This window comes from Mycolicibacterium bacteremicum, from assembly GCF_002086115.1.
In the GTDB taxonomy this organism is placed as follows: Bacteria; Actinomycetota; Actinomycetes; order Mycobacteriales; family Mycobacteriaceae; genus Mycobacterium; species Mycobacterium bacteremicum.
In genome coordinates, this window is record NZ_MVHJ01000020.1 from 27,862 (window position 1) to 47,427 (window position 19,566).

Consider the following 19,566-nt stretch of genomic DNA (forward strand, 5'->3'; position numbering starts at 1 on the left):
TTCTAGCGGTTCACCAGATCCAGTGCCGTCCACGCCAGCGCGGTGGCGCCATCACGCAGGGCCGCCTCGGCCGACGGGCCCACCGCGGCGTCGGCGAACTCGCGCTGATGGTTGACCGCCGGTAGCGAGCCGATGCCCAGATACGGGTGGATGGCCCGCACCACCTGGGACACGTTGCCCATGTCCGTCGAGGCCGTCCGCATCGCCGCGGCCCCCTCGGCCGGCTCCGCGGTCATATCGCGGCCGACCGCCGCGGCATTCGCGATGAACAGATCCAGCAACTCCTCGTCGGTGCGGAACTCCGCATACGGTGCGGACTCCAGCTCGATGTCCAACTCGCAGCCGGTGCCCAGCGCGCCGGCGGCGAAGCAGTTGCGGATGCGACCCTCGATCCCGGTGAGGTCGGCCAGCGTGCGGGCCCGGACATACCAGCGGCCGGTCGCGGTGTCCGGGATCGCGTTCGGTGCGGTACCCGCCTCGGTGACCACACCATGCACCCGGGTGGTCGGCGGCAGCTGCTGGCGCAGCAGGCCGATGGCGACCTGGGCGACGGTGAATGCGTCGGCGGCGTTGACCCCCAGATGCGGGTAGGCCCCGGCATGGGCGGCCACGCCCCGATAGGAGATGCGCCAGTGCGCCACCGCCATCGGCTCGGCGCGTGGCGCGTCGACGGGGCCCGGGTGCATCATCAGCGCGGCATCGAGACCGTCGAACTCCCCGGCGTCGAGCAGGTGGATCTTGCCGCCGCCGCCCTCCTCGGCCGGGGTACCGATGACGTGCACGGTGAGGGCCTGTCCGCGGTCGGCGTGCTGCACCATCAGCGCCGCGCCGATCGACGATGCGGCGATCAGGTTGTGCCCGCAGGCGTGCCCGAGGCCCGGCAGGGCGTCGTATTCGGCGATGAACGCGACGTGCAGCGGACCGGTGCCGTACCGGGCGTGGAACGCCGTCTGCAGGTCGCCGGCGCGGGTATCGACGCCGAAGCCGTGTTCGGCCAGCACCGCGGTGAGCATCCGGTGGGCCCGGAACTCCTGCCAGGCCGGCTCCGGGTCGGCGTGCAGCGTCGTGCTGATCCCGCGGACCAGGTCCCAGTGGGCGGCCAGGTACTCCCCGGCGAGCTGTTTAGAGGTCACCGGGCACACCGAAGCTCGGCGCCGCCGCCGGGTCGAGGGCCCGCCGCACGTAGTCGTCACGTTGCGGTTCCCACACCGCCCACAAGTCGGCCAGCCGGGCGGCCGGGTTTTCGGCCCAGTCCACCCGCAGCGTGGTCTCGGGCCATCCGACATCCCGGTAGACCAACAGGCCCGCGGCGTGGATCGGCCCCTCTTCCCCGCCTGCGGCCAGCGCGGCATCCAACCCGTCGAGCAGTCTTCGTTCGAACTGCTGCGCATCGGAGGCCTCGTAGCCGGCGACCAGTGCGGTGATGGTGGCCGGGCCGGCGAGCATGTTTCCCGCAGCGACCACTCCGTCGCCGGCCACGTGGTGGTGGGTGCCGAGCGCGCCGGCACCGCTGAAGGCGGCCGTGCGGCCGTCGCGGTCGAGCACGGTCAGCTGCCGGTAGTCCCGCAGCGGGTGGCCCTCGACCACGGTCTCCAGTGCGGTCCGGGCATCGTCGCCGGCGGCCAGCCGGTCCAGCAGCAGCCCGCCGAGCCGTGGGTCGGTGACGTTCTGGCTGGCCGCCGCCCCCAGGTGCGGTCGGATGTTCAGGCAACGTGCGGCCACCGCGGGTGACGAGGAGGCGATCACCATGCCTAACGCCCCGGTGTCGCGGTCCAGCGCCGCCATCGAGAACGTCATGACGCCCGCTGCCGCACCGCGATGACATCCACCTCGACCAGCCATTCCGGCCGGGCCAGCGCGCTGACCACCAGCCCGGTCGAGACCGGATGCACACCCTTGAGCCAGCGTCCGATGACCCGGTACACCGGTTCGCGATAGCGCGGATCGACAAGATAGACAGTCACTTTCACGATGTCGTCGACAGCCGCGCCGGCCTCGCCGAGCAGCATCGCGATATTGGCCATCGCCTGTTCGGTCTGGGCTGTCACGTCGCCGACGCCGACATTGGCGGCGGTGTCGAGGTCCTGACCGATCTGGCCGCGCAGATAGATGGTGTCCCCGGCGACGACGGCCTGGCACAGATCGTTGTCGATGTCCTGCTCAGGGTAGGTGTCACGGGTGTTGAACGGCCTGATTCGCACGTGGGTCATGGCTTCGCCGCACCGTCCACCCGGTCGGACAGTTCGGCGGCGGCCTTGACCATGGCCAGCGGCCCGTCGAAGTCGAAATTGCGGTAGACGGCCTGGTAGTGCGCGAAAGGCGGTGCCTGGGCGAACAATTGGAAGGTGAGGCGGTGTCCGGCGTAGTCGCTGTTGAGCAGGTCGCGGGCGAAAGCCAGCAGCTTGCGCCGGTCCTCGGCCTGCCAGTCGTCGGTGATCGAGTAATACTTCTCCAGCCACGGCGCCGCACCGGGCACGCCGAAGGTCGCCGAATCTGGGGTGATGCAGATCTGCCCGCCACACAGCTCGCGCGCGGTGTGCATCATCTGCGGCAGTTGGGTCTGTGCCCACACCCGGCCCGCGTAGAGCAGCGACTGGTTCGGCATCAGCAGCCCGCCCGGGCTGGTCTCGGCGGTGGCCACGGCGGCGGTCAGATGGGCGTCGATCCCCTCGCGATAGCAGGCCAGCGTGGCGAGCTTCTCCTGGACGGCCGGGTTGTTGTCCAGGCCGGTCTGGCGCACGTTGTGCAGCGCAGCGCCGATCATCAGGTCGGCGAACCGGATCGAGCGGTGCACATAGGGCAGTGCGCTGTAGCGGTGCAGGCAGCTACGCACGAAGGTGGCTGCGCGGGTGTGCCGGTAGAACAGGATGTCGTCCCACGGGATCAGCACATTGTCGAAGATGACCAGCGATTCGACCTCGTCGACCCGGTTCGACAGCGGGTAGTCCGCGGCGTCACGACGGCCGGCAAAGCCGGTGCGACAGATGAACTTGAGGTTCGGCGCGTTCAGATCGGCGATGAATCCCACCGCATAGTCGGAGAGTTTGGCATCACCCCAGTTCGCGATGGTCGGCTTGGTGTAGGCCTGGGTGGCGTACGGAGCGGCGGTCTCGTATTTGGCGCCGCGCACGATGATGCCGTCATCGGTCTCCCGGACCACATGCAGCAGCATGTCCGGGTCCTGATCCTGCGGGCGTTTGGAGCGGTCGCCCTTGGGATCGGTGTTGGCCGAGATGTGGAACGGGTCGCCGGAGGCGGCCAGCTTGACGTGCCTGCGGATGTTCTCGGCGAAGCGGGGGTCGACCTCGTTGAGGACGTCCTGGCCGTCGTAGAGCGCCCACATCTCGCCGATGGTCTCGTCACCGACCCGGGTCACCACACCGCCCGCCTCGTCCAGCACCAGGTCGATCGCGGCCCGCTTGTCGATCCAATCCTGTTGTGTCAGCGGCATCTTGTTGGCGATCGAGTTGCGTTCGCCGTTCTCGTCGACGTAACTCATCACGTCGGCGGTGGCCGCGTCGTGGGCCAGATCGTAGATCCGGGCCCGGATGTCGACGATCGGGGCGAACATCGGGTGCTTGGTCACATCGTGGACCTGTTCACCGTCGATGTAGATCTCGCGCCCGGTGTCGATGGACGCGCGGTACTCGTCTCCGGTTTTGATCATGCGTGCTGTCCTTCCATGTGGTGGGCCGAGAGGGTGCGGTAGCTGCCGCGCAGGTGCAGCAGCGGTTCGGCATCGGTGTGCGCGACATGCCGCACCTCACCGAGGTAGAGATGGTGGGAGCCGACATCGGTGACGCTGAGCAGCCCGCATTCGAAGGACGCCACGCTGTCGGTGTAGACCGGAAGGCCGTTGCGGCCAGGGCCCCACTGCGTGTCGTCGAAGGTGAACGGCTCCCGTCCGGCTTGCCGGCGGCCGGCGAACGTGTCGGCGGTGCCGTGATGGCCGGGGCCGAGCAGGGAGACGTTGAAATCGGCGCTGTGTCGGATGGCCGCGTTGATGGGGCTGCGGCGGTTGATGCACACCCCGAGCACTGCGGGCTCGTCGGATACCCGGCTGACGGCGGACACCGTCTGACCCCAACGCAGATCGTGGGCCAGGGTGGTCACGATCGTCACCGGCGTCGCCGCGCAGCTGATCGCCCGGATGAATGCCCGGGCGTCGACGGATGACAGGGTGGATTTCATGGGGGTGCCTCGCGTTTCGGATTCGGGGCGGGAGCCGCGGATGACAGCGTCGGTATCCGCACACACCATGCTGCCCGGGCCGGGGTCATCTGACAAAGAGTTAGATCCGTTGATCTACATCGCTTTTGGAGATACCTTCGGTGGTCGTCACCACCACCTTGCCGACCCGGTCACCGGCACCGAAGCGCTTGTGCGCGGCAGCGATCTCGGTCAGCGTGAAGGCCTGCTCGTCGAGCACCGGCCAGATGTCCCGGTCCTTCACCCACGGCAGCACTTCGGTGCGCAGTTCGCGACAGATCGCGGCGCGCACCGGATCGGGCAGCCGACCCAGACTCGAAGCAGAGATCTCGGCGCCGCCGGCCATCAGCGCCCCGAGGTCCAGTGCGGCCTGGCTGCCGCCGGCGACCCCGACGATGACCAACCGTCCCCCGGGGGCAAGGGCACCGATGTTGGCGGGCACCGTGGGCGCGCCCTGGTTGTCCAGGATGATGTCGAACCCGTCCGGTCGCAGGTGTCGGGCCTCGTCGAACACGTCCTGCTCGGCGTAGTCGATCACCGCATCGCAGCCGAGGTCGCGACACAGCGCGGTCTTCACCGGGCCGCGGGCGGTGCCGGTCACCGATGCGCCCAGCGCGCGGGCCAGTTGCACCGCCAGCGAGCCGACACCTCCGGCCGCACCGTGCACCAGTACCCGGTCACCGGTCCGTAACCGGCCGCGGTGCACCAGGTTCCACCACGCGGTGGCCGCCGCCTCCGGCAGCGCAGCACCCACGCAGAGATCCAGATCGTCCGGTAGCGGCAGGCAGGTGTCGGCGGTCACGGTGACGTACTCGGCATAGGAGCCCGCCCGCGTCAGCGCCGCGACCCGGTCACCGGTGCGCACAGCGTGCACCCCGGGCCCCAGTGCGACGACGACGCCGGCGCATTCCAGGCCGGGTACCCCGCCGGGCGGTGCCGGCAGCACGCCCGCGCTCTGCAGCAGCTCGGCGTTGTTGAGGCCGAAGGCACCCACCGCCACCAGCACCTCGCCCGGCCCCGGCCCCGGGATCGGGCGGCTCTCGATGCGCAGCGGTCGCCGCCCACCGGGATCAGCGAGTACCGCCGCCGCCATCGCGCTCATGACCCCACCTCGATTCCGCGGCCCGCCCGCAGACCCGCGTGGAAGGCCAGCACCGCGGCGGCGAACTCGGCGGCACAGGTCTCGGGTGTGGCGATATCGCCCTGGGCGATGACGTGTTCGGTGGCTTGCGGGAAGGCGGCCATGATGGCTGCCCGCCGTGGGAAGGCCCGCGGGTCTCGCGCCGAGGCCAGGCACATCACCGGGCCCCGATAGCTGCCCAGCCGGTCCTCGGAGCGGTACGCCGCAACCGCGGCGTGACCGCGGTCGGGGTCCGGGTGGGCCAGCACATCACGCAGGTAGCGGGCCTGCACCGCCGGGGCGGGGGTGGCCAGGTACTCGGCGCGACGCTGCCACAGCACCGCGAGATGGCGCCCGTCCGGTTGCGCGGCAACGGCGTTGAAGGGCGCAGCGGTGCGCCGGCGCAGCCGTTCCTGTTCATCGATGAACGGCGTCGAGGACAACACCAGTGAGTGCACCCGGTCGGGATCCGACGCCGCCAACTGGTAGGCGACCAGGCCGCCGAAGTGGTGGCCGACAAGATGGGCCCGCGGGACGCGCAGCGCATCGAGCAGGGCCGCCACCGCGTCGGCGGCGGCTTCGATCGTGTTCTCGTGCGGAGCCGGTGATGCGCCGTAACCGGGCAGGTCGGGGATGACCAGCCGGTAGTCCTCGATCAGATGGGCCACCGCCGCGAATTCGTCCCAGCTGCGCGGGGTCTGGTGCAGCAGCACCAGACAGGGCCGGTCGGTGTGCCCGTTCTTGGTGACGACGTGCAGCCGTCCCGCCCGCGTCTCGACGTACATCGGTGTCAGCTCGCCGCCACTCACCTGGCCTCCAGTTCCGGATCTGTGTGCTGCTTCGATCCAAGGCCACCGGTGCCACGGCTGGCAAACAGTGAATTATGCTGCGCTGCATCGGATCAGCAGATGCAATGCAGCTGCGACGGCGATGCTGCGGGTGCGTCCGGATCACCCGGCTGCGGTGACCACCGCCCGGCACCGTTCGGCGAAGGCATTGGCGCGGCGACTCATTCGCATGGACTGCAATGCGGCCACCACCACGCGCAAGGGCACGACATCATCGGCGATGGGCACGGCGACCACGCTGCCGCCCGCATAGGTGCTGTCGGTCGCCGGCCGCTGGTGCAACAGGCTGTATCCGTGGTCCTGGGCCACCATGGCGCGGACGGTCTCATAGCTACTGGAGCGGTACTGCACATTGGGCTGCAGACCGCGTTCGGTGAAAACCCCGATGAAATAGTCACGGCTGTAGGGCAGGTCGACCAGGATCATCGGCTCGTCGGCCAGATCGGCGAGCCGCACGCTGTCCGCGCCGGCCAGCCGGTGCCCGGCCGGAAGGGCGGCGTAGGGCCGGATCTCGGCGAGCACATCGCGCCCGATACCGTCGCCGAGGGCCAGATCGTAGGTCAGCGCCACCTCGGCGCGGCCGGATTCCAGATACTCGCCGACCTCACCGGCGACCGCCTCGGTGACGTTGACCTCCAGGCCGGGGTGGTCGCGTTTGAGCCCGGCCAGGATGGCCGGGAGGTAAAACGGCGCGATCGGGCTGAAACACACGACCGACAGCGGTCCCCAGAACGCCTGCGACTCACCGGCTATCGACTCCAGGGATTCGGCCAACGCGGTGAGCGTCTGCCGGGCCCGCAGCAGCAGTTCCTTGCCGACCGCGGTGAGGATCAGCCCCTTGGCATGCCTGCGGATGAACAGCTGCACACCGAGTTCCTTCTCCAGGTGCGCCACGGCCGAGGACACCGCCGACTGTGCGACGAACAGGTCCTCGGCCGCGCGCGTCATGCTCTCGCGTTCGGCGACCCGGATGAAATACCGCAGCTGTGTCAGCGAGATGCCGCGCAGCTGATCCACCCCGGTCACCGCCTCACTCCCCCAGCGCCGTCGGCAACCAGGTGGCCAGCGCCGGGACGAAGATCACCAGCAGCAGCACCGCCACCGTGGCGATCAGGAACGGGGTGTTGGCGCGCAACACCCGCCACGCGTCGACACGCGCGATCTTGGCCGCGACCACCAGTGACATCGCCACCGGCGGGGTGACCTGTCCGATGATGACCGTCAGCACGATGATGACGCCGAAGTACACCGGGTCGATCCCGACGGCCAGCATGGTCGGCAGCATCACCGGCATGATCACCGGTATCAGCGGGTCGAACAACATGCCGGCCAGGATGGCCACGACGGTGAGGATCAGCACGTATCCGAGTTGGGCGTCACCGGGCACGATGGTGGTGGCGAAGTCGGTGAGCGCCTTGGGCAGCCCCGCCATGGCGAGCACCGCACCGAGGGCCACCGAGACACCCACGATGAGCATGACCTCACCGGTCAGCACAGCCGCCTCGACCAGACACCGGTAGAGCCTGCGCGGCCCCAGCGAGCGGAACACCACCGCAGAGATGACGATCGCGTACACCACGGCGAACGCGCCGGATTCGGTGGGCGTGAAGACACCCATCGTCAGGCCGAGCACCACCAGCAGCGGCACCCCGAAGGCCAGGAAGGCACCGCGGAAGGTGCGCCACACCTCGCGCCAGCTGAACGGGATCTTCTCCCCCCAGCCGTTGCGCCGGGCCTGCACGGCCACCACCACCATCAGCACGGCGGTGAGGATGATCCCGGGGATGATGCCGGCCAGGAACAGGGCGCCCAGCGAGGTCCCGGTGGCCGCGGCGTACAGGATCATCGGCGAGGACGGCGGGATCAGCGGGCCGATACCCGAGGACGAAGCCGTCACGGCCGCGGCGTAGGGACCCGGGTAGCCGTGCTTCTTCATCTGCGGGATCAGGGTGGAGCCGGTGCCGGCCAGGTCGGCGACCGAGGTGCCGACCATCCCACCGAAGAACAGGCTGGTCGACACGTCGACCTGGGCGAGCCCACCCGGTAGCGAGCCGAAAATCGCTCGGGCGAAGGCGAATACCCGCTCGGCCACCCCGCCGGCGTTCATCACCACTCCGGCCAGGATGAACAACGGCATCGCCAGGAGCACGAAGCTGCTCATCCCGTCGGTGACCTGCTGGGGGTACTGCAGCATCCACGATCCGCCGAGGGTGGCGTAGACCGCGACCCCGCTGGCCATCGCGATGATCAGCGGGGTGCCCAGCAGCAGCAGCCCGACGATCGCCACCAGGGTGAGGGTCAGGATCACGACTCGTCCTCCTCCAGTTGTCGCAGCAGGGCCGCGCGGCAACCGGGCAGTTGGAACAGCACCACCAGGGCGGCCACCGTCGCGCCGACCGGCAGCGCGGCGAGGAAGAATCCCTTGGGCAGCCGCAGATACGGGCTGGGGTCGCCACCGAACTTGGTGACATACAGGTAGGCGAACCAGGCCAGGTGCAGCAGCACGGCGGCCGTCAGCAGGTCGGTGGCCAGCTTGAGCCATACCTGGACGCGCACCGGGAACCGGCCGACGAAAGCCCGGATCTCGATCGATTCGCGCCGCCGCACCCCCAGGGTGAACCCCAGCATGGTCAGCCAGAGCATCAGTCCGGTCACCAGCTCCTCGGTCCAGCCCAGCGGTGAGTTGAACGCGAAGCGCAGCACCGCATTGGCGAACAGGATCAGGGTGATCGACGCGAGCATTGCGGCGCACAGTATTTCGAGGGTGCGGTCGATCAGCTTGCGGCTGCCGGGGGTGGGGTCGACGCCGAACGTGGAGTCCAGCTGCATCGCCACGTCGGTGGGTTCGGCAATGGGCTGGTGGTCTTTTCTGAGCATCAGCGTTCGCTTCCCAGCCGGGTGTCCAGCAACGATCCGAAGCCAGGCCGCGCGGCGTGCGCTCCGGCGACCTGCAGCGCGTACCAGAACGAGGCCTGCACCGCGCTGATCACCGGCTTGCCCAATTCGGCCTCCAGCGCGGCGATCGCGCCGACGCTGGCGAAGTTGGTACAGCTGATGAACACCGCCGACGCCTCGTCGGTGTCGGTCTCGCAGGCCAGGTCGTACACGCGTTCCAGCGGGACCTCGGCCAACTCGTGATCGCTGGTGATGCCCAGGCCGACCGAGGCCACCACGGGATGGCCGTTCTCGCCGAAGAAGCGGGTGGCCCGGTCGATCACCTCCTGGCGATACGGCGTGACCAGGCTGATGGTGCCGGCCCCGACGGCCGTGAGCGCGGCGATGCTGGCGGTCGAGGTGGTGGTGCAACGGCCGGTCAGGCCGCTCCACTGCTCCAGGTGGCCGATGAGCATGCGATCCCATGCGGTGCCGTGCAGAAAGGAGGCGCTGGTCCCGCCGAAGACCAGCACATCCAACGGCGCCTGGGCCACCAGCTCGGTCGCGGTGCGCAGCTCCGGTGACCGCATCATCGCGTCGATACCCTCGACGGTCACGCTGGGCAGCGTGACGCGGCTGGTGTGGACGGTGGCCGCCGGGGTCGCCATCGCGTACATCTCGGCCTCCATCAGCGTGCTGGACGCCATGTACACCAGCCCGATCCGCGTCGCGGTGTTCAGCGCGCCCAGCGGCAGCTGGGGACGGCGGCGGCTGCCGGAGCGCACCGGGGTCACTGGCGGTACTCGGCGAGCACGCGGTCGGCGAAGTCACCGGGGATCTCGGCGGCGATCTCGTCGCGCACGCCGGTGACCGCCTCGCTGAGCTGGTTCACGTCGGCCTCGTTGACCTGCACACCGGCCGCCTCGAACTTGGAGAGCAGTTGCTCATCGGCCGCGGCGCCGGCGCTGCGACTGGTGGCCGCGGCCGCGGCGGCGGCCGTCTGAAGGCCCTGCTGGATCTCCGGTGCGAGCCCCTGCCAGGTGTCCTCGTTCACCGTCAGGTAGACCGGGCTGTAGATGTGCGAGGTCAGCGACAGGTAGCGCTGCTTCTCGTAGAAGGAGAACGCGTCGATGACCTTCAGCGGGTTCTCCTGACCGTCCAGCACACCCTGGTCCAGCGCGAGGTAGGCCTCACCGATGTCGATCTGGGTGGGCGCGGCGCCGAGTGCCTCGAACAGCGCGACGCGGGCCGGATTGCCCGGCACGCGGATCTTCAGGCCGGCCAGGTCCGCGGAGGTGTTGATCGGGCGCACATTGTTGGTGATCTGGCGGAAACCGTTCTCCCCGAAGCCGATGACACGCGCGCCCACCGATCCCACGAGCGATTCGCTGAGCTCGTCACCGAAGGGGCCGTCCAGGAACTCGACCACCGTGTCGCGGTCGGTGAACAGGAACGGCATGTCCATGATGGTGAAGTTCGGGTCCAGGTTGGCCACCGAGCCGCTCACCGCGGCGACGTCGATCGCGCCGGCGCGCAGCCCCTGCAGCACCGCCTCCTCGTCGCCGATCGCGCCACCGGTCTGCACGGTGAGCTCGACGGAGTCACCGAGTTCGTTCTCGACCTCGTCGGCGAAGGCCAACAGCATGTCGGCCAACGGATCTCCCGCGCTCGTCTCCACGGCGAGCGTCAACGTCGTTGCACCGGAGGAGCTTTCGTTCGAGTTGGCGCATCCGGCCAGCACCAGCGCGGTGGCCGCACCGCATGCCGCGACTGCTTTCGCCAATGACTTCATCATATTCCTCTCGTGGGCCCAACGGGTTTCGGGTGTGACTGAAGATCCGGGCCGGCGCCGATGCCAACGCGATGAAGTCAAGATTCCGATGACGACTGGACCGCGTCAAACAGTCAAAAGCGAGCGTCTGCATCTGTCAAACAGATGCCCCGTAACACGAAATTAACTGCAGCAGTGGTCACTTCGACGTGACGCCGGCGTAACACAGCCGATGTTCACTACTGGGTTGGCGGTCGCCGATCGGAGGGTGCCACGAGCGCGAAAGCCCTGCTGGCGGACATCGGCCGATGCCGGTCCGGATGGCCGCGGCTCCGTGTCCACGGCCATGGTGACCAACATCATCGACGGTGAATGTGGCCAACGCCATGCTCACGGCGTCGGCTCCGGGACCGCGATGCGGCACGGCCGAGCCGGCGAGCGTGCGAGAAGGAGTCGCGACACACCGCGCGAGGTGCCGCAGACACGCACGCTCGCCGGGAAAGGAAGGGAGGGGCTGGCTAGCCGATCTTGCGGTCGCGGGTCTTGCGCCGCGAGGCGAGTTCGTCCTCGGGCGCGGCGATGGACTCGCCGCCGTCGGCGCGCTCACCCGGGAAGTCGGCGATGGCGCCGGTCAGCTCCCGCATGGCACCGGAGACCGCGATACCGAACACTCCCTGACCGCCCTGCAGCAGGTCGACGACCTCTTCGGCGGAGGTGCACTCGTAGACGGTGGTCCCGTCGGAGAACAGCGTGATGTTGGCCAGGTCCTGCACACCGCGCTGACGTAGGTGATCGACCGCGACGCGGATGTTGTGCAGCGAGATGCCGGTGTCCAGCAGTCGCTTGACGATCTTGAGGACCAGGACGTCCTTGAACGAGTAGAGGCGCTGGCTGCCCGAACCGGCCGCGCCGCGGATCGAGGGCACCACCAGTGAGGTGCGCGCCCAGTAGTCCAGCTGCCGGTAGGTGATACCGGCGATCTGGCAGGCGCTCGGCCCGCGGTAGCCGACCAGTTCGTCGGGGATCGAGTCATCCGGGAACAGGCCGCCCTGCACGGGCTCGCTGGGTGCGCTGCCCACGGACGGGCTGGACCCGCCGGCAGAAGACAGATCCAACTCCCCCTGATGTGGCGTCTCGCCCACAGTCCATCCTCTCGCCGTCGCCCCCGCGCTGTGGGACATACCGCGTCCCGCCCGGGTTCGAATGTGTCGAGCATACGCTCAACACATTGCCGCTACTGCTCGTCGTCGATCAAAATTATGGCTGCCCGTCCAACTCGCGGCTCACACACGCACCGCGTGTCGACATCACGAGACGCATCCGTGATCTTGGTCAGGTCGCCTTGAAATCATCGGGCGACACACTGTCGAGGAACTCCTTGAACTTCTCCACCTCGTCCTCGCGCACCGGCTCGGCGGAGTCCTCGTCGTTCTCGTCCGGGATCAACAGACCCGCCTCGGCGAGCACCGACTCCTCGACGTAGATCGGCACACCGACGCGCAGCGCAATGGCCACCGAATCCGACGGCCGGGCCGAGACCTTGATATCGCGGTCGAAGATCAGATCCGCATAGAAGGTGCCCTCGCGCAGATCGACGATGCGCACCTCTTTGAGCGAATGCCCCAACGCAGCAATGAGATCGCGGATCAGGTCGTGGGTCTGCGGTCGTGCCGCCTCGATGCCCTGCTGCTCGTGGGCGATGGCCTGCGCTTCCGGCTGGCCGATCCAGATGGGCAGGTAACGATCGCCGTTGGACTCGCGCAGCAGCAGCACCGGTTGATTCTGGGGCTGCTCCACGCGAATACCGACAACCCGAACCTCACCCATCGCCTGCCTGCCTTCCGCGAAGAAGCCGTCTGCGGAAAAGTCTAGTCCTCACCGGTCGAGAACGTCGCGCACGGCCGACTTGATCAACGATGTGTGCAAGGTGATCGCCAGCGCGGCGACCTCGCGGGCCAGATCGTCGGCGCGGTCGCGCGCACCGGCCTTGCCCGCCGCGGCCACCGGTCCGGCGATCTGGGCGATCAGGTCGGACTGCCGGTCGGCGGCCGACCGGAACGCCCGCAGATGGCGCGGCTCCACACCGTAGTCGGCGAGAGCCTGCGCGCACTGGGCGATGGTCACCGAATGCTCGTCGAAGAACCCGGCCGGTCCGGGTCGGATGACCCCGGCGGTGACGAGCGCCGACAGGGTGGTGTTGTCGATACCCGACCGGGACAGCAGATCCTCGCGGCTCAGTCGCACCTGCGCCGGGGCGATCGCCTCGTCGCCGGCCGCGCCGTCGGTCTGCACCAGGCGCGGGGTGGGGTAGCCGGAACTGGCCGGCAGTTCGCCGTCGGGCTGGGCATCGAGCTGGGCCTTGATGACCTTCAGCGGCAGGTACTGGTCACGCTGCGCGGTCAGGACGAACCGCAGCCGGGCACAATCGTAGGCGGTGAACCGCCGGTACCCGGCCGCCGAGCGCTGCGGGGTGACCAGGCCCTCGGCCTCCAGGAACCGGATCTTCGAGATGGTGACATCCGGGAAGTCCGGGCGCAGCAGATCCAGCACTGCTCCGATGGACATCCCGGCGGGCGCCGGGTCCGGTTGGGTCATCTGGTCCTCGCGCAGGCGCTCCGGCGCCTCAGCCGGCGTCGTCGGTCTTGGGACCGGTCAGGAAGACCAGCCGGAACTTGCCGATCTGCACCTCGTCGCCGTTGGCCAGCACGGCCGAGTCGACCGGTTCGCGGTTGACGTAGGTGCCGTTCAGGCTGCCGACGTCGACGACCTGGAACTCCCCGGACTCCAGCCGGAACTCCGCATGCCGGCGGCTGACCGTCACGTCGTCGAGGAAGATGTCGCTGTCGGGATGGCGACCGGCCGAGGTGGTGGCCTGGTCGAGCAGGAAGCGCGAGCCGGCATTGGGGCCGCGCTTGACGACGAGAAGTGCCGAACCCGCAGGCAAACCTTCGACGCCCGACACCGAACTCTCGGTGCCGGTGCTGGCCGGGGCATCCAATTCGTTGAGGAAGTCGGCGCGGAAAACCGAGGTCGTCTCCACCGTCACTTCGTCGGACTGGTCGGCCTGAAAGTTGCTGTTCTCCGTCACCCGCTGCTCCTCTGCTGGCTGCTGTGGCGTGCCTGGCCGGTGGCCGTCGGGGCTGTCCGGCAGCCCCCAACGACCGTGGTTTACGTCTTACGTCGACGGTACCGCGCTTGGCAGGCCGTTGGGTCCACCACCGCCGGATCCGTCTGACGCGGTCGTGCGCACGCCTGTCCTTGATGAACCGATCCGCAAAACCCTAACAACACCTACTCGGGCAGGATTGCCCGGTAGCCGTCAGCGTCCAACAGATCCGGCAGCGCACCGGGCTCCGGGGCCGTCTCGGTCTGCAGTTCCACCAGCCAGCCGGCACCGTACGGATCGGAGTTCACCAGCTCCGGATTGGTCTCCAGCTCACCGTTGACCGCAACGACTTTCGCGGTGATCGGCGCGTACAGATCCGACAGCGACTTGGTGGACTCCACCTCACCGAAACTGTCACCGGCGCTCACCGCCGTCCCGACGTCGGGCAACTGCACGAACACCACGTCGCCGAGCGCGGCCTGCGCGTAGTCGGTGATGCCCACCCGCACGGTGTCCGCACCGGTGCGGCGCACCCACTCGTGCTCGGCGGTGTACTGCAGATCGGACGGGATCTCGCTCACTGGGCTCCTTTGGGCGGATTCACGCGGACTCACTTGACGGGCTGAGCGTATTGGCGAGGTTTCGGTTGCCGCAAGGCGGTCACATCGACGACCTCGGACTGGGTGACCGTCATCGTCCCGCCGACCCGCTTGACGCTGTCCATCGCTCCACCGGGGATGTTCATCGCCGCCGCGAGCGTCGGGGGATCCCCAATGGCCAGAACCGAATACGGGGCGCCGACGGTGACACCGTCGATGATCAGCGCACCGGGGGCACCGACCACCCAGGTGTCCACCCCCACCCTGATCGCATCGACATTCCCCGATCCGCGCAGCTCCATCGCCTCGGCGCCGGCGGCCCGCAGCTCGTTGATGACATCGAGCATGGTTTCCGGCGACACGCCGCGGGTGGCGTCCTCGATGGTGATCGTCACACCCGGTCCGACGGCGGCGACGGTGCCGATGAGGATCGACAGCGCCTCGAGGCGGGCCTGGGCGTTCTCGATGGCCGCCTGGTCGCTGCTGCCGGAGGCCTGCAGCGAGTTGAGGGTCTGCTGCAGATCGGCGACCTCGGTGTTGAGTGCGGCCTCGCGCTGCTGCAGCGAGTCCAGCAGCACCAGCAGGTCGGCCGGGCGCGCGGAATCCAGCGAGTCCCCGGAGCTGGTCTGCCGGACCTGGGTGGCGATCGCGACACCGAGCAGCAGGCACAGCAGGACCCCGAGCGTGCCGAACACCAGCTGCGACCGACTGCGCCGGACCCGCGGCGCGGCATCGTCGGGCATCTCGTGCCTGCCGTGATCGGGCTCCTCGCGGACGGTGTGCTCGGCCATCATCACGCCCCGAACAGCCGACGGCGCAACGCGGCGGCGTTGCCGAAGATCCGGATACCGAGCACCACGATGATCGCGGTGGACAGCTGGGTGCCGACACCGAGCTGGTCCCCGACGTAGACGATGAGCGCGGCCACCAGCACGTTGAAGACGAAGGACACCACGAACACCTTCGAGTCGAAGATGCGCTCCAGATAGGCGCGCAGGCCACCGAACACGGCGTCGAGCGCGGCGACCACCGCGATAGGCAGATACGGCTGGATGGCCTCGGGCACGTCGGGGTGGAACACCAGCCCGAGCACGATGCCGACGACGAGTGCCGCGATGCCGATCATGTCTGCCCCATGGGGTTCATCGCCCGATCTCTCTGGCGAAGCGGATCTCGCGGGTCGAACCGCCCGGCACGTTGAGGGCCTCGCCGGTACTGACCGTAACGCCGACCCCGTAGGACTGCTGGAGCAGCGCGAGCCGTTGCATGCCGGGGCTGCGGGCGAACACATCGGCGATGCCGTGCGGCGGGCCCAGCGCGACCACCGCGTACGGACTGGTGATGGGCCGGTTGTCGACGAGGATGCCACCACCGGCCTGGCGGATGGTCACGTTGGGCCCCACCCGCACCCCGCCGACGGAGACGGCCTCCGCGCCGCCGACCCACAACGAGTTGACCACCAGCTGCAGATCGCGGTCCAGGATGACCTGCCGGCTGCCCGCGACCCGCTGCTTGCTGACATCGGTCAGATCGGGGGACACCCCGGGATCGGTGACGGTGACGGTGACGCCCGGACCGATCGCGGGGGTGACGGCGGCGGCGAATTCGGCCTCGTCGAGCCGGGCCAGCAGCGCCCGGCCCTGCTCGTCACCGGCCAGTCGGCTGCGCCGCTCGGTTTCCACCTCGGCGGACAGTTCGTCGCGGGACGCCTCGACCGCGTCGGTGCGCGATTCGGCGGCGCGCGCGCTCTCGGAGAGCACCAGCTGGGTCTGCCGGTTCGCCGGGGCCAGCGACTGAGCCTGCGATGCCGCCGCGGCGAACACCGCCCCCACCGTCAGTCCGGCCAGCAACGTCCATGCCCAATTCCTGGCGCGCCTGGGCGGCGCCGTCGCCCGGGTGGCGGCCGCCGCGGCATAACCGGGATCCAGATGGTCGGTGAGCAGCGAACGAAGCAGCGATGGCACCGGGATGCGTTGCGGCGCACCGGCTTCGTGAGCATTCAGTCCGGCCCGCGGGTTGTAGCCACCCAGCGAACCCGACCGCTCAACCATCGCCGACCCGCTTACGCGGCGGCGCGGCGCGGCGCGGCAGCCGTCGTAGCACCAGCCGGACCTGCGCCAGGTAGAGCACCGCCGACCACAGGTACAACGCCAGACCCCAGATCAGGAACGCCCAGCCGCAGGCCAGGATGACCCGGCTCCACAGCGCGTCGAACTGCCCGAGCAGCACCAGCGGCAGTCCGGACATCAGCGCGAAGGTGGCGCCCTTCCCCAGATAGGTGACCGGCAGCGCGGTCAGCCCGCGGGAACGCAGCAGCGGCAGGGTCGCCGCCAGTACCAGGTCACGACCCAGCAGCACGATGACGAACCACCACGGCACCACGCCGGCGGCGGCCAGCGCCACCGGGACCACCACCATGTAGATGCGGTCCACGGCGGGGTCCAGCAGCTCGCCGAGCCGGGAGGACTGGTTGTCCACCAGCCGGGCGATCTTGCCGTCCGCCCAGTCGGAGAACCCGCTGAACATGAGAATCGCGACGGCGAGTGCGATCTGATCGGTTATCAGCAGCAGGTACAGGAAGACCGGTACCAGGATCAGCCGGATCACCGAGAGCACATTCGGGATGGTGAGCACCCGATCCCGACCCGGGTCGCGCTGTGTCTCCCCCGCTTCGGGCCCGCCCATGGCTAGAAACCTAGCGGAACACACCCGGCAGGCTCAGCGCCGACATGGCGTTGTCGGCCAGCGGGTCGTCGTGGATCATGTACGTCCACGTCGAGGTGGGCCGCGCCAGCCGGGTTAGGTCCAGGCCGGCATCACCGTCGACGATGTTGGCGGTGTCGAAGGTCTGCTGGGCCGCCTCGATCGCGTCGGCGGCCAGCGAGGCGAACGCGTCGACCGCCATCCGGTGGAACTCGTCCAGCGGACTCTGGTTGCCCAGCGCGCGCAGGCTGATGCTCTCCCGGATGTCGGCCAGGTACGCCAGGTGGTCGGCCCAGCCGCGGTCCAGGTGATACAGCATGATCAGCCGGCAGATCTCGGTCAGGCGTTCCTGCGACACCTTCTCGGCGATCTCGGCGTACCGCTTGGGCGAACGCTCTTCGAGTTCCTCCCGGGCGGCGTCGGTGCGCAGCAGGGTGTCGCGACGGTCGACCAGGATGGCGCGCTGCTGTGCGGTCAGCTGGTTGTAGCGCCAGGTGTTGGCATGCAGGTCCAGGGTCTTGCCCTCGGCCACCCGCTGGGCGTGGTCCAGCAGCGCGGCGGCCTTGGGGCTGGTGATCCGGCCGTCCCCGTCGTGCTGCAGCGGCAACTTGGTCGGGTCCAGGTGGGCGACGACGACATCGTCCTCCCAGCTGGAGAAGAACACCGAGGATCCGGGGTCGCCCTGCCGCCCGGCACGGCCGCGCAGCTGGTTGTCCAGCCGTTCGGTGTAGTGCCGGCCGGTGCCGATGACGTGCAGGCCGCCGAGTTCGGCGACGCGCTCCTTCTCGGCGTCGTCCTCGTCGACGTCGGAGCCGCCCAGGCGGATGTCGGTACCGCGGCCGGCCATCTGGGTGGACACGGTGACCCGGCCCCGTGCGCCGGCCTCGGCGATGACGGCGGCCTCCTCGGCGTCGTTCTTCGCGTTGAGCACCACCGCCGGGATGCCGGCCTTGAGCAGCCGCTCGTGCAGTTCCTCGGATTCGGCGACATCGCGGGTGCCGACCAGGATGGGCTGCGAGGTCGCATGCACCTCGGTGATGTGCTCGACGATGGCGTCGTTCTTGGCCGCCACCGTGATGTAGACCCGGTCGGCCTCGTCCTCGCGCACGGTCGGGGTGTTCGGCGGGATCGGTGACACGCCGAGCTTGTAGAACTGGCGCAGCTGCTCACCGGCCGCCAGCGCGGTGCCGGTCATCCCGCAGACCCGCGGATAGCGGTTGATCAGTGCCTGCACGGTGATGGTGTCGAGCACCTCACCGGTCTCGGTGATGTCGATGCCCTCCTTGGCCTCGACCGCGGCCTGCAACCCGTCCGGCCAGCGCTGCAGGGAGGCGATCCGGCCACGCGAGGCGTTGATCAGGTGCACCGCATCGTCGCGGACGATGTAGTGCACATCGCGCTCCAGCAGCACGTGCGCGTGCAGCGCCACGTTGATCTCGGTCAGCGTCGTACCGACGTGCTCCTCGGAGTACAGGTCGATGTTGCCCAGCGCGGCCTCCAGCTTGCGCGCCCCGGCGTCGGTGAGCTGCACGTTGCGGCGGTCGGCGTCGGTCTCGTACTCGGTGCCCTCACGCAGCTCGCCGACCAGACGGATGATCTCCACCCGCGGGGTCTCGCGGTGCGAGGTGCCCGCCAGCACCAGCGGCACCAGGGCCTCGTCGACCAGCACCGAGTCCGCCTCGTCGATGAGCGCCACGTCCGGGCTGGGTGAGACCAGGTCGTCGACGGAGGTGACCAGCTGATCGCGCAGCACGTCGAAGCCGATCTCGTTGACCGACCCGTAGGTCACGTTGCACGCGTAGGCCGCGCGCCGCTGCTCGGGGGTGGAGTCCGCGGTCAGCCAGCCGACGGTGAGGCCGAGCGCCTCCAGCAGCGGTCCCATCCACTCGGCATCGCGGCGGGCCAGGTAGTCGTTGACGGAGATCACGTGCACGCTGCGGCCGCCGATGGCGTATCCGGCGGCGGCGATGGCGCCGGCCAGGGTCTTGCCCTCACCGGTGGCCATCTCGACGACATCGCCGGCCAGCATGCGCAGCGCGCCCAGGAGCTGAACATCGAACGGGCGCAGCGAGATCGCGCGTTCGGAGGCCTCCCGGACCAGCGCCAGGAACTGCGGGATGTCCGACGAGTCGGCGAGATCGTCGAGGTTCAGCAGCCCGGCGGCCTTGCGCAGTTGCTCGTCGTCGAGCCCGGCGGCCTTGTCGTCGAAAGTGGCCGATGCCCGCACCGCGGTCATGGACTTCGCCTGGTCCTTGTCGGTGCTGGCACCCAGCAGCTTCCAGAACCGGTTGCTCAACCGTCCGGTCTTCACGCCGCCGGATTTGGACGCCTTGGAG

At 69.0% G+C, this 19,566-nt stretch carries 22 protein-coding genes; all 22 read right to left on the minus strand.

All coding sequences use genetic code 11. The annotated features are described in order from the left end of the window. Positions 1–2 precede the first annotated feature (2 nt). The gene (locus BST17_RS20220; RefSeq protein WP_083060694.1) at positions 3–1,133 is read right to left on the minus strand and encodes a M20 family metallopeptidase; all 1,131 of its coding nucleotides are present in this window, start codon (positions 1,131–1,133) and stop codon (positions 3–5) included. Then, positions 1,123–1,797 (minus strand): DUF1028 domain-containing protein, encoded by a 675-nt coding sequence (locus BST17_RS20225; protein WP_083060695.1) that lies wholly within the window; start codon positions 1,795–1,797, stop codon positions 1,123–1,125. Before BST17_RS20225 ends, BST17_RS20220 begins: the two co-directional genes overlap by 11 nt. Next, positions 1,794–2,210 (minus strand): RidA family protein, encoded by a 417-nt coding sequence (locus tag BST17_RS20230; RefSeq protein WP_083060696.1) that lies wholly within the window; start codon positions 2,208–2,210, stop codon positions 1,794–1,796. Before BST17_RS20230 ends, BST17_RS20225 begins: the two co-directional genes overlap by 4 nt. Continuing rightward, the gene (locus tag BST17_RS20235) at positions 2,207–3,667 is read right to left on the minus strand and encodes a 4-hydroxyphenylacetate 3-hydroxylase family protein (protein ID WP_083060697.1); all 1,461 of its coding nucleotides are present in this window, start codon (positions 3,665–3,667) and stop codon (positions 2,207–2,209) included. Before BST17_RS20235 ends, BST17_RS20230 begins: the two co-directional genes overlap by 4 nt. Next, positions 3,664–4,191: a flavin reductase family protein gene (locus BST17_RS20240; protein ID WP_165762314.1), complete on the minus strand. Its 528-nt coding sequence runs from the start codon at positions 4,189–4,191 to the stop codon at positions 3,664–3,666. The genes BST17_RS20235 and BST17_RS20240 overlap by 4 nt, the downstream gene beginning before the upstream one ends. 100 nt (positions 4,192–4,291) lie before the next feature. Further along, complete coding sequence (locus tag BST17_RS20245) at positions 4,292–5,311, minus strand: putative NAD(P)H-quinone oxidoreductase, PIG3 family (protein ID WP_083060699.1); 1,020 nt, start codon at positions 5,309–5,311, stop codon at positions 4,292–4,294. After that, positions 5,308–6,138, minus strand: a complete 831-nt coding sequence (locus BST17_RS20250) for an alpha/beta fold hydrolase (RefSeq protein ID WP_083060700.1) — start codon at positions 6,136–6,138, stop codon at positions 5,308–5,310. Before BST17_RS20250 ends, BST17_RS20245 begins: the two co-directional genes overlap by 4 nt. A gap of 141 nt (positions 6,139–6,279) precedes the next feature. Then, entirely contained in the window at positions 6,280–7,203 is a 924-nt protein-coding gene (locus BST17_RS20255; protein WP_234807747.1) for a LysR family transcriptional regulator, read from the minus strand. 4 nt (positions 7,204–7,207) lie between these two features. After that, positions 7,208–8,485: a TRAP transporter large permease gene (locus tag BST17_RS20260; protein ID WP_207573684.1), complete on the minus strand. Its 1,278-nt coding sequence runs from the start codon at positions 8,483–8,485 to the stop codon at positions 7,208–7,210. After that, positions 8,482–9,054, minus strand: a complete 573-nt coding sequence (locus tag BST17_RS20265; RefSeq protein ID WP_083060701.1) for a TRAP transporter small permease — start codon at positions 9,052–9,054, stop codon at positions 8,482–8,484. Before BST17_RS20265 ends, BST17_RS20260 begins: the two co-directional genes overlap by 4 nt. Next, positions 9,054–9,845 (minus strand): maleate cis-trans isomerase family protein, encoded by a 792-nt coding sequence (locus BST17_RS20270; protein ID WP_234807748.1) that lies wholly within the window; start codon positions 9,843–9,845, stop codon positions 9,054–9,056. Before BST17_RS20270 ends, BST17_RS20265 begins: the two co-directional genes overlap by 1 nt. Continuing rightward, entirely contained in the window at positions 9,842–10,834 is a 993-nt protein-coding gene (locus tag BST17_RS20275) for a TRAP transporter substrate-binding protein (RefSeq protein WP_165762315.1), read from the minus strand. The genes BST17_RS20270 and BST17_RS20275 overlap by 4 nt, the downstream gene beginning before the upstream one ends. A gap of 506 nt (positions 10,835–11,340) precedes the next feature. After that, positions 11,341–11,964, minus strand: coding sequence for a MerR family transcriptional regulator (locus tag BST17_RS20280; protein WP_083060703.1), 624 nt, complete (start codon positions 11,962–11,964; stop codon positions 11,341–11,343). 190 nt (positions 11,965–12,154) lie between these two features. Further along, the gene (locus BST17_RS20285) at positions 12,155–12,649 is read right to left on the minus strand and encodes a bifunctional nuclease family protein (RefSeq protein WP_083060704.1); all 495 of its coding nucleotides are present in this window, start codon (positions 12,647–12,649) and stop codon (positions 12,155–12,157) included. A gap of 48 nt (positions 12,650–12,697) precedes the next feature. After that, positions 12,698–13,417 carry a transcriptional regulator FtsR gene (ftsR, locus tag BST17_RS20290; protein WP_165762316.1) on the minus strand — a complete coding sequence of 240 codons (720 nt, stop codon included), beginning with the start codon at positions 13,415–13,417 and terminating at the stop codon, positions 12,698–12,700. Between the two features lie 28 nt (positions 13,418–13,445). Beyond that, the gene (garA, locus tag BST17_RS20295) at positions 13,446–13,910 is read right to left on the minus strand and encodes a glycogen accumulation regulator GarA (RefSeq protein WP_057166076.1); all 465 of its coding nucleotides are present in this window, start codon (positions 13,908–13,910) and stop codon (positions 13,446–13,448) included. Between the two features lie 203 nt (positions 13,911–14,113). Continuing rightward, on the minus strand, positions 14,114–14,509 hold the full coding sequence (gcvH, locus tag BST17_RS20300) for a glycine cleavage system protein GcvH (protein ID WP_083060705.1): 396 nt from the start codon (positions 14,507–14,509) through the stop codon (positions 14,114–14,116). Positions 14,510–14,538: 29 nt separating this feature from the next. Further along, positions 14,539–15,318: a DUF881 domain-containing protein gene (locus BST17_RS20305; RefSeq protein ID WP_083060706.1), complete on the minus strand. Its 780-nt coding sequence runs from the start codon at positions 15,316–15,318 to the stop codon at positions 14,539–14,541. Between the two features lie 2 nt (positions 15,319–15,320). Continuing rightward, positions 15,321–15,653 carry a small basic family protein gene (locus tag BST17_RS20310; RefSeq protein ID WP_083060707.1) on the minus strand — a complete coding sequence of 111 codons (333 nt, stop codon included), beginning with the start codon at positions 15,651–15,653 and terminating at the stop codon, positions 15,321–15,323. A gap of 16 nt (positions 15,654–15,669) precedes the next feature. Next, positions 15,670–16,578: a DUF881 domain-containing protein gene (locus BST17_RS20315; RefSeq protein WP_083060708.1), complete on the minus strand. Its 909-nt coding sequence runs from the start codon at positions 16,576–16,578 to the stop codon at positions 15,670–15,672. Next, positions 16,571–17,212, minus strand: coding sequence for a CDP-alcohol phosphatidyltransferase family protein (locus BST17_RS20320; protein WP_083060709.1), 642 nt, complete (start codon positions 17,210–17,212; stop codon positions 16,571–16,573). Before BST17_RS20320 ends, BST17_RS20315 begins: the two co-directional genes overlap by 8 nt. Positions 17,213–17,222: 10 nt before the next feature. After that, a complete protein-coding gene (secA2, locus tag BST17_RS20325) occupies positions 17,223–19,541 on the minus strand; it encodes an accessory Sec system translocase SecA2 (RefSeq protein WP_456238128.1) in 2,319 nt (772 codons plus the stop codon). Positions 19,542–19,566: the final 25 nt, after the last annotated feature.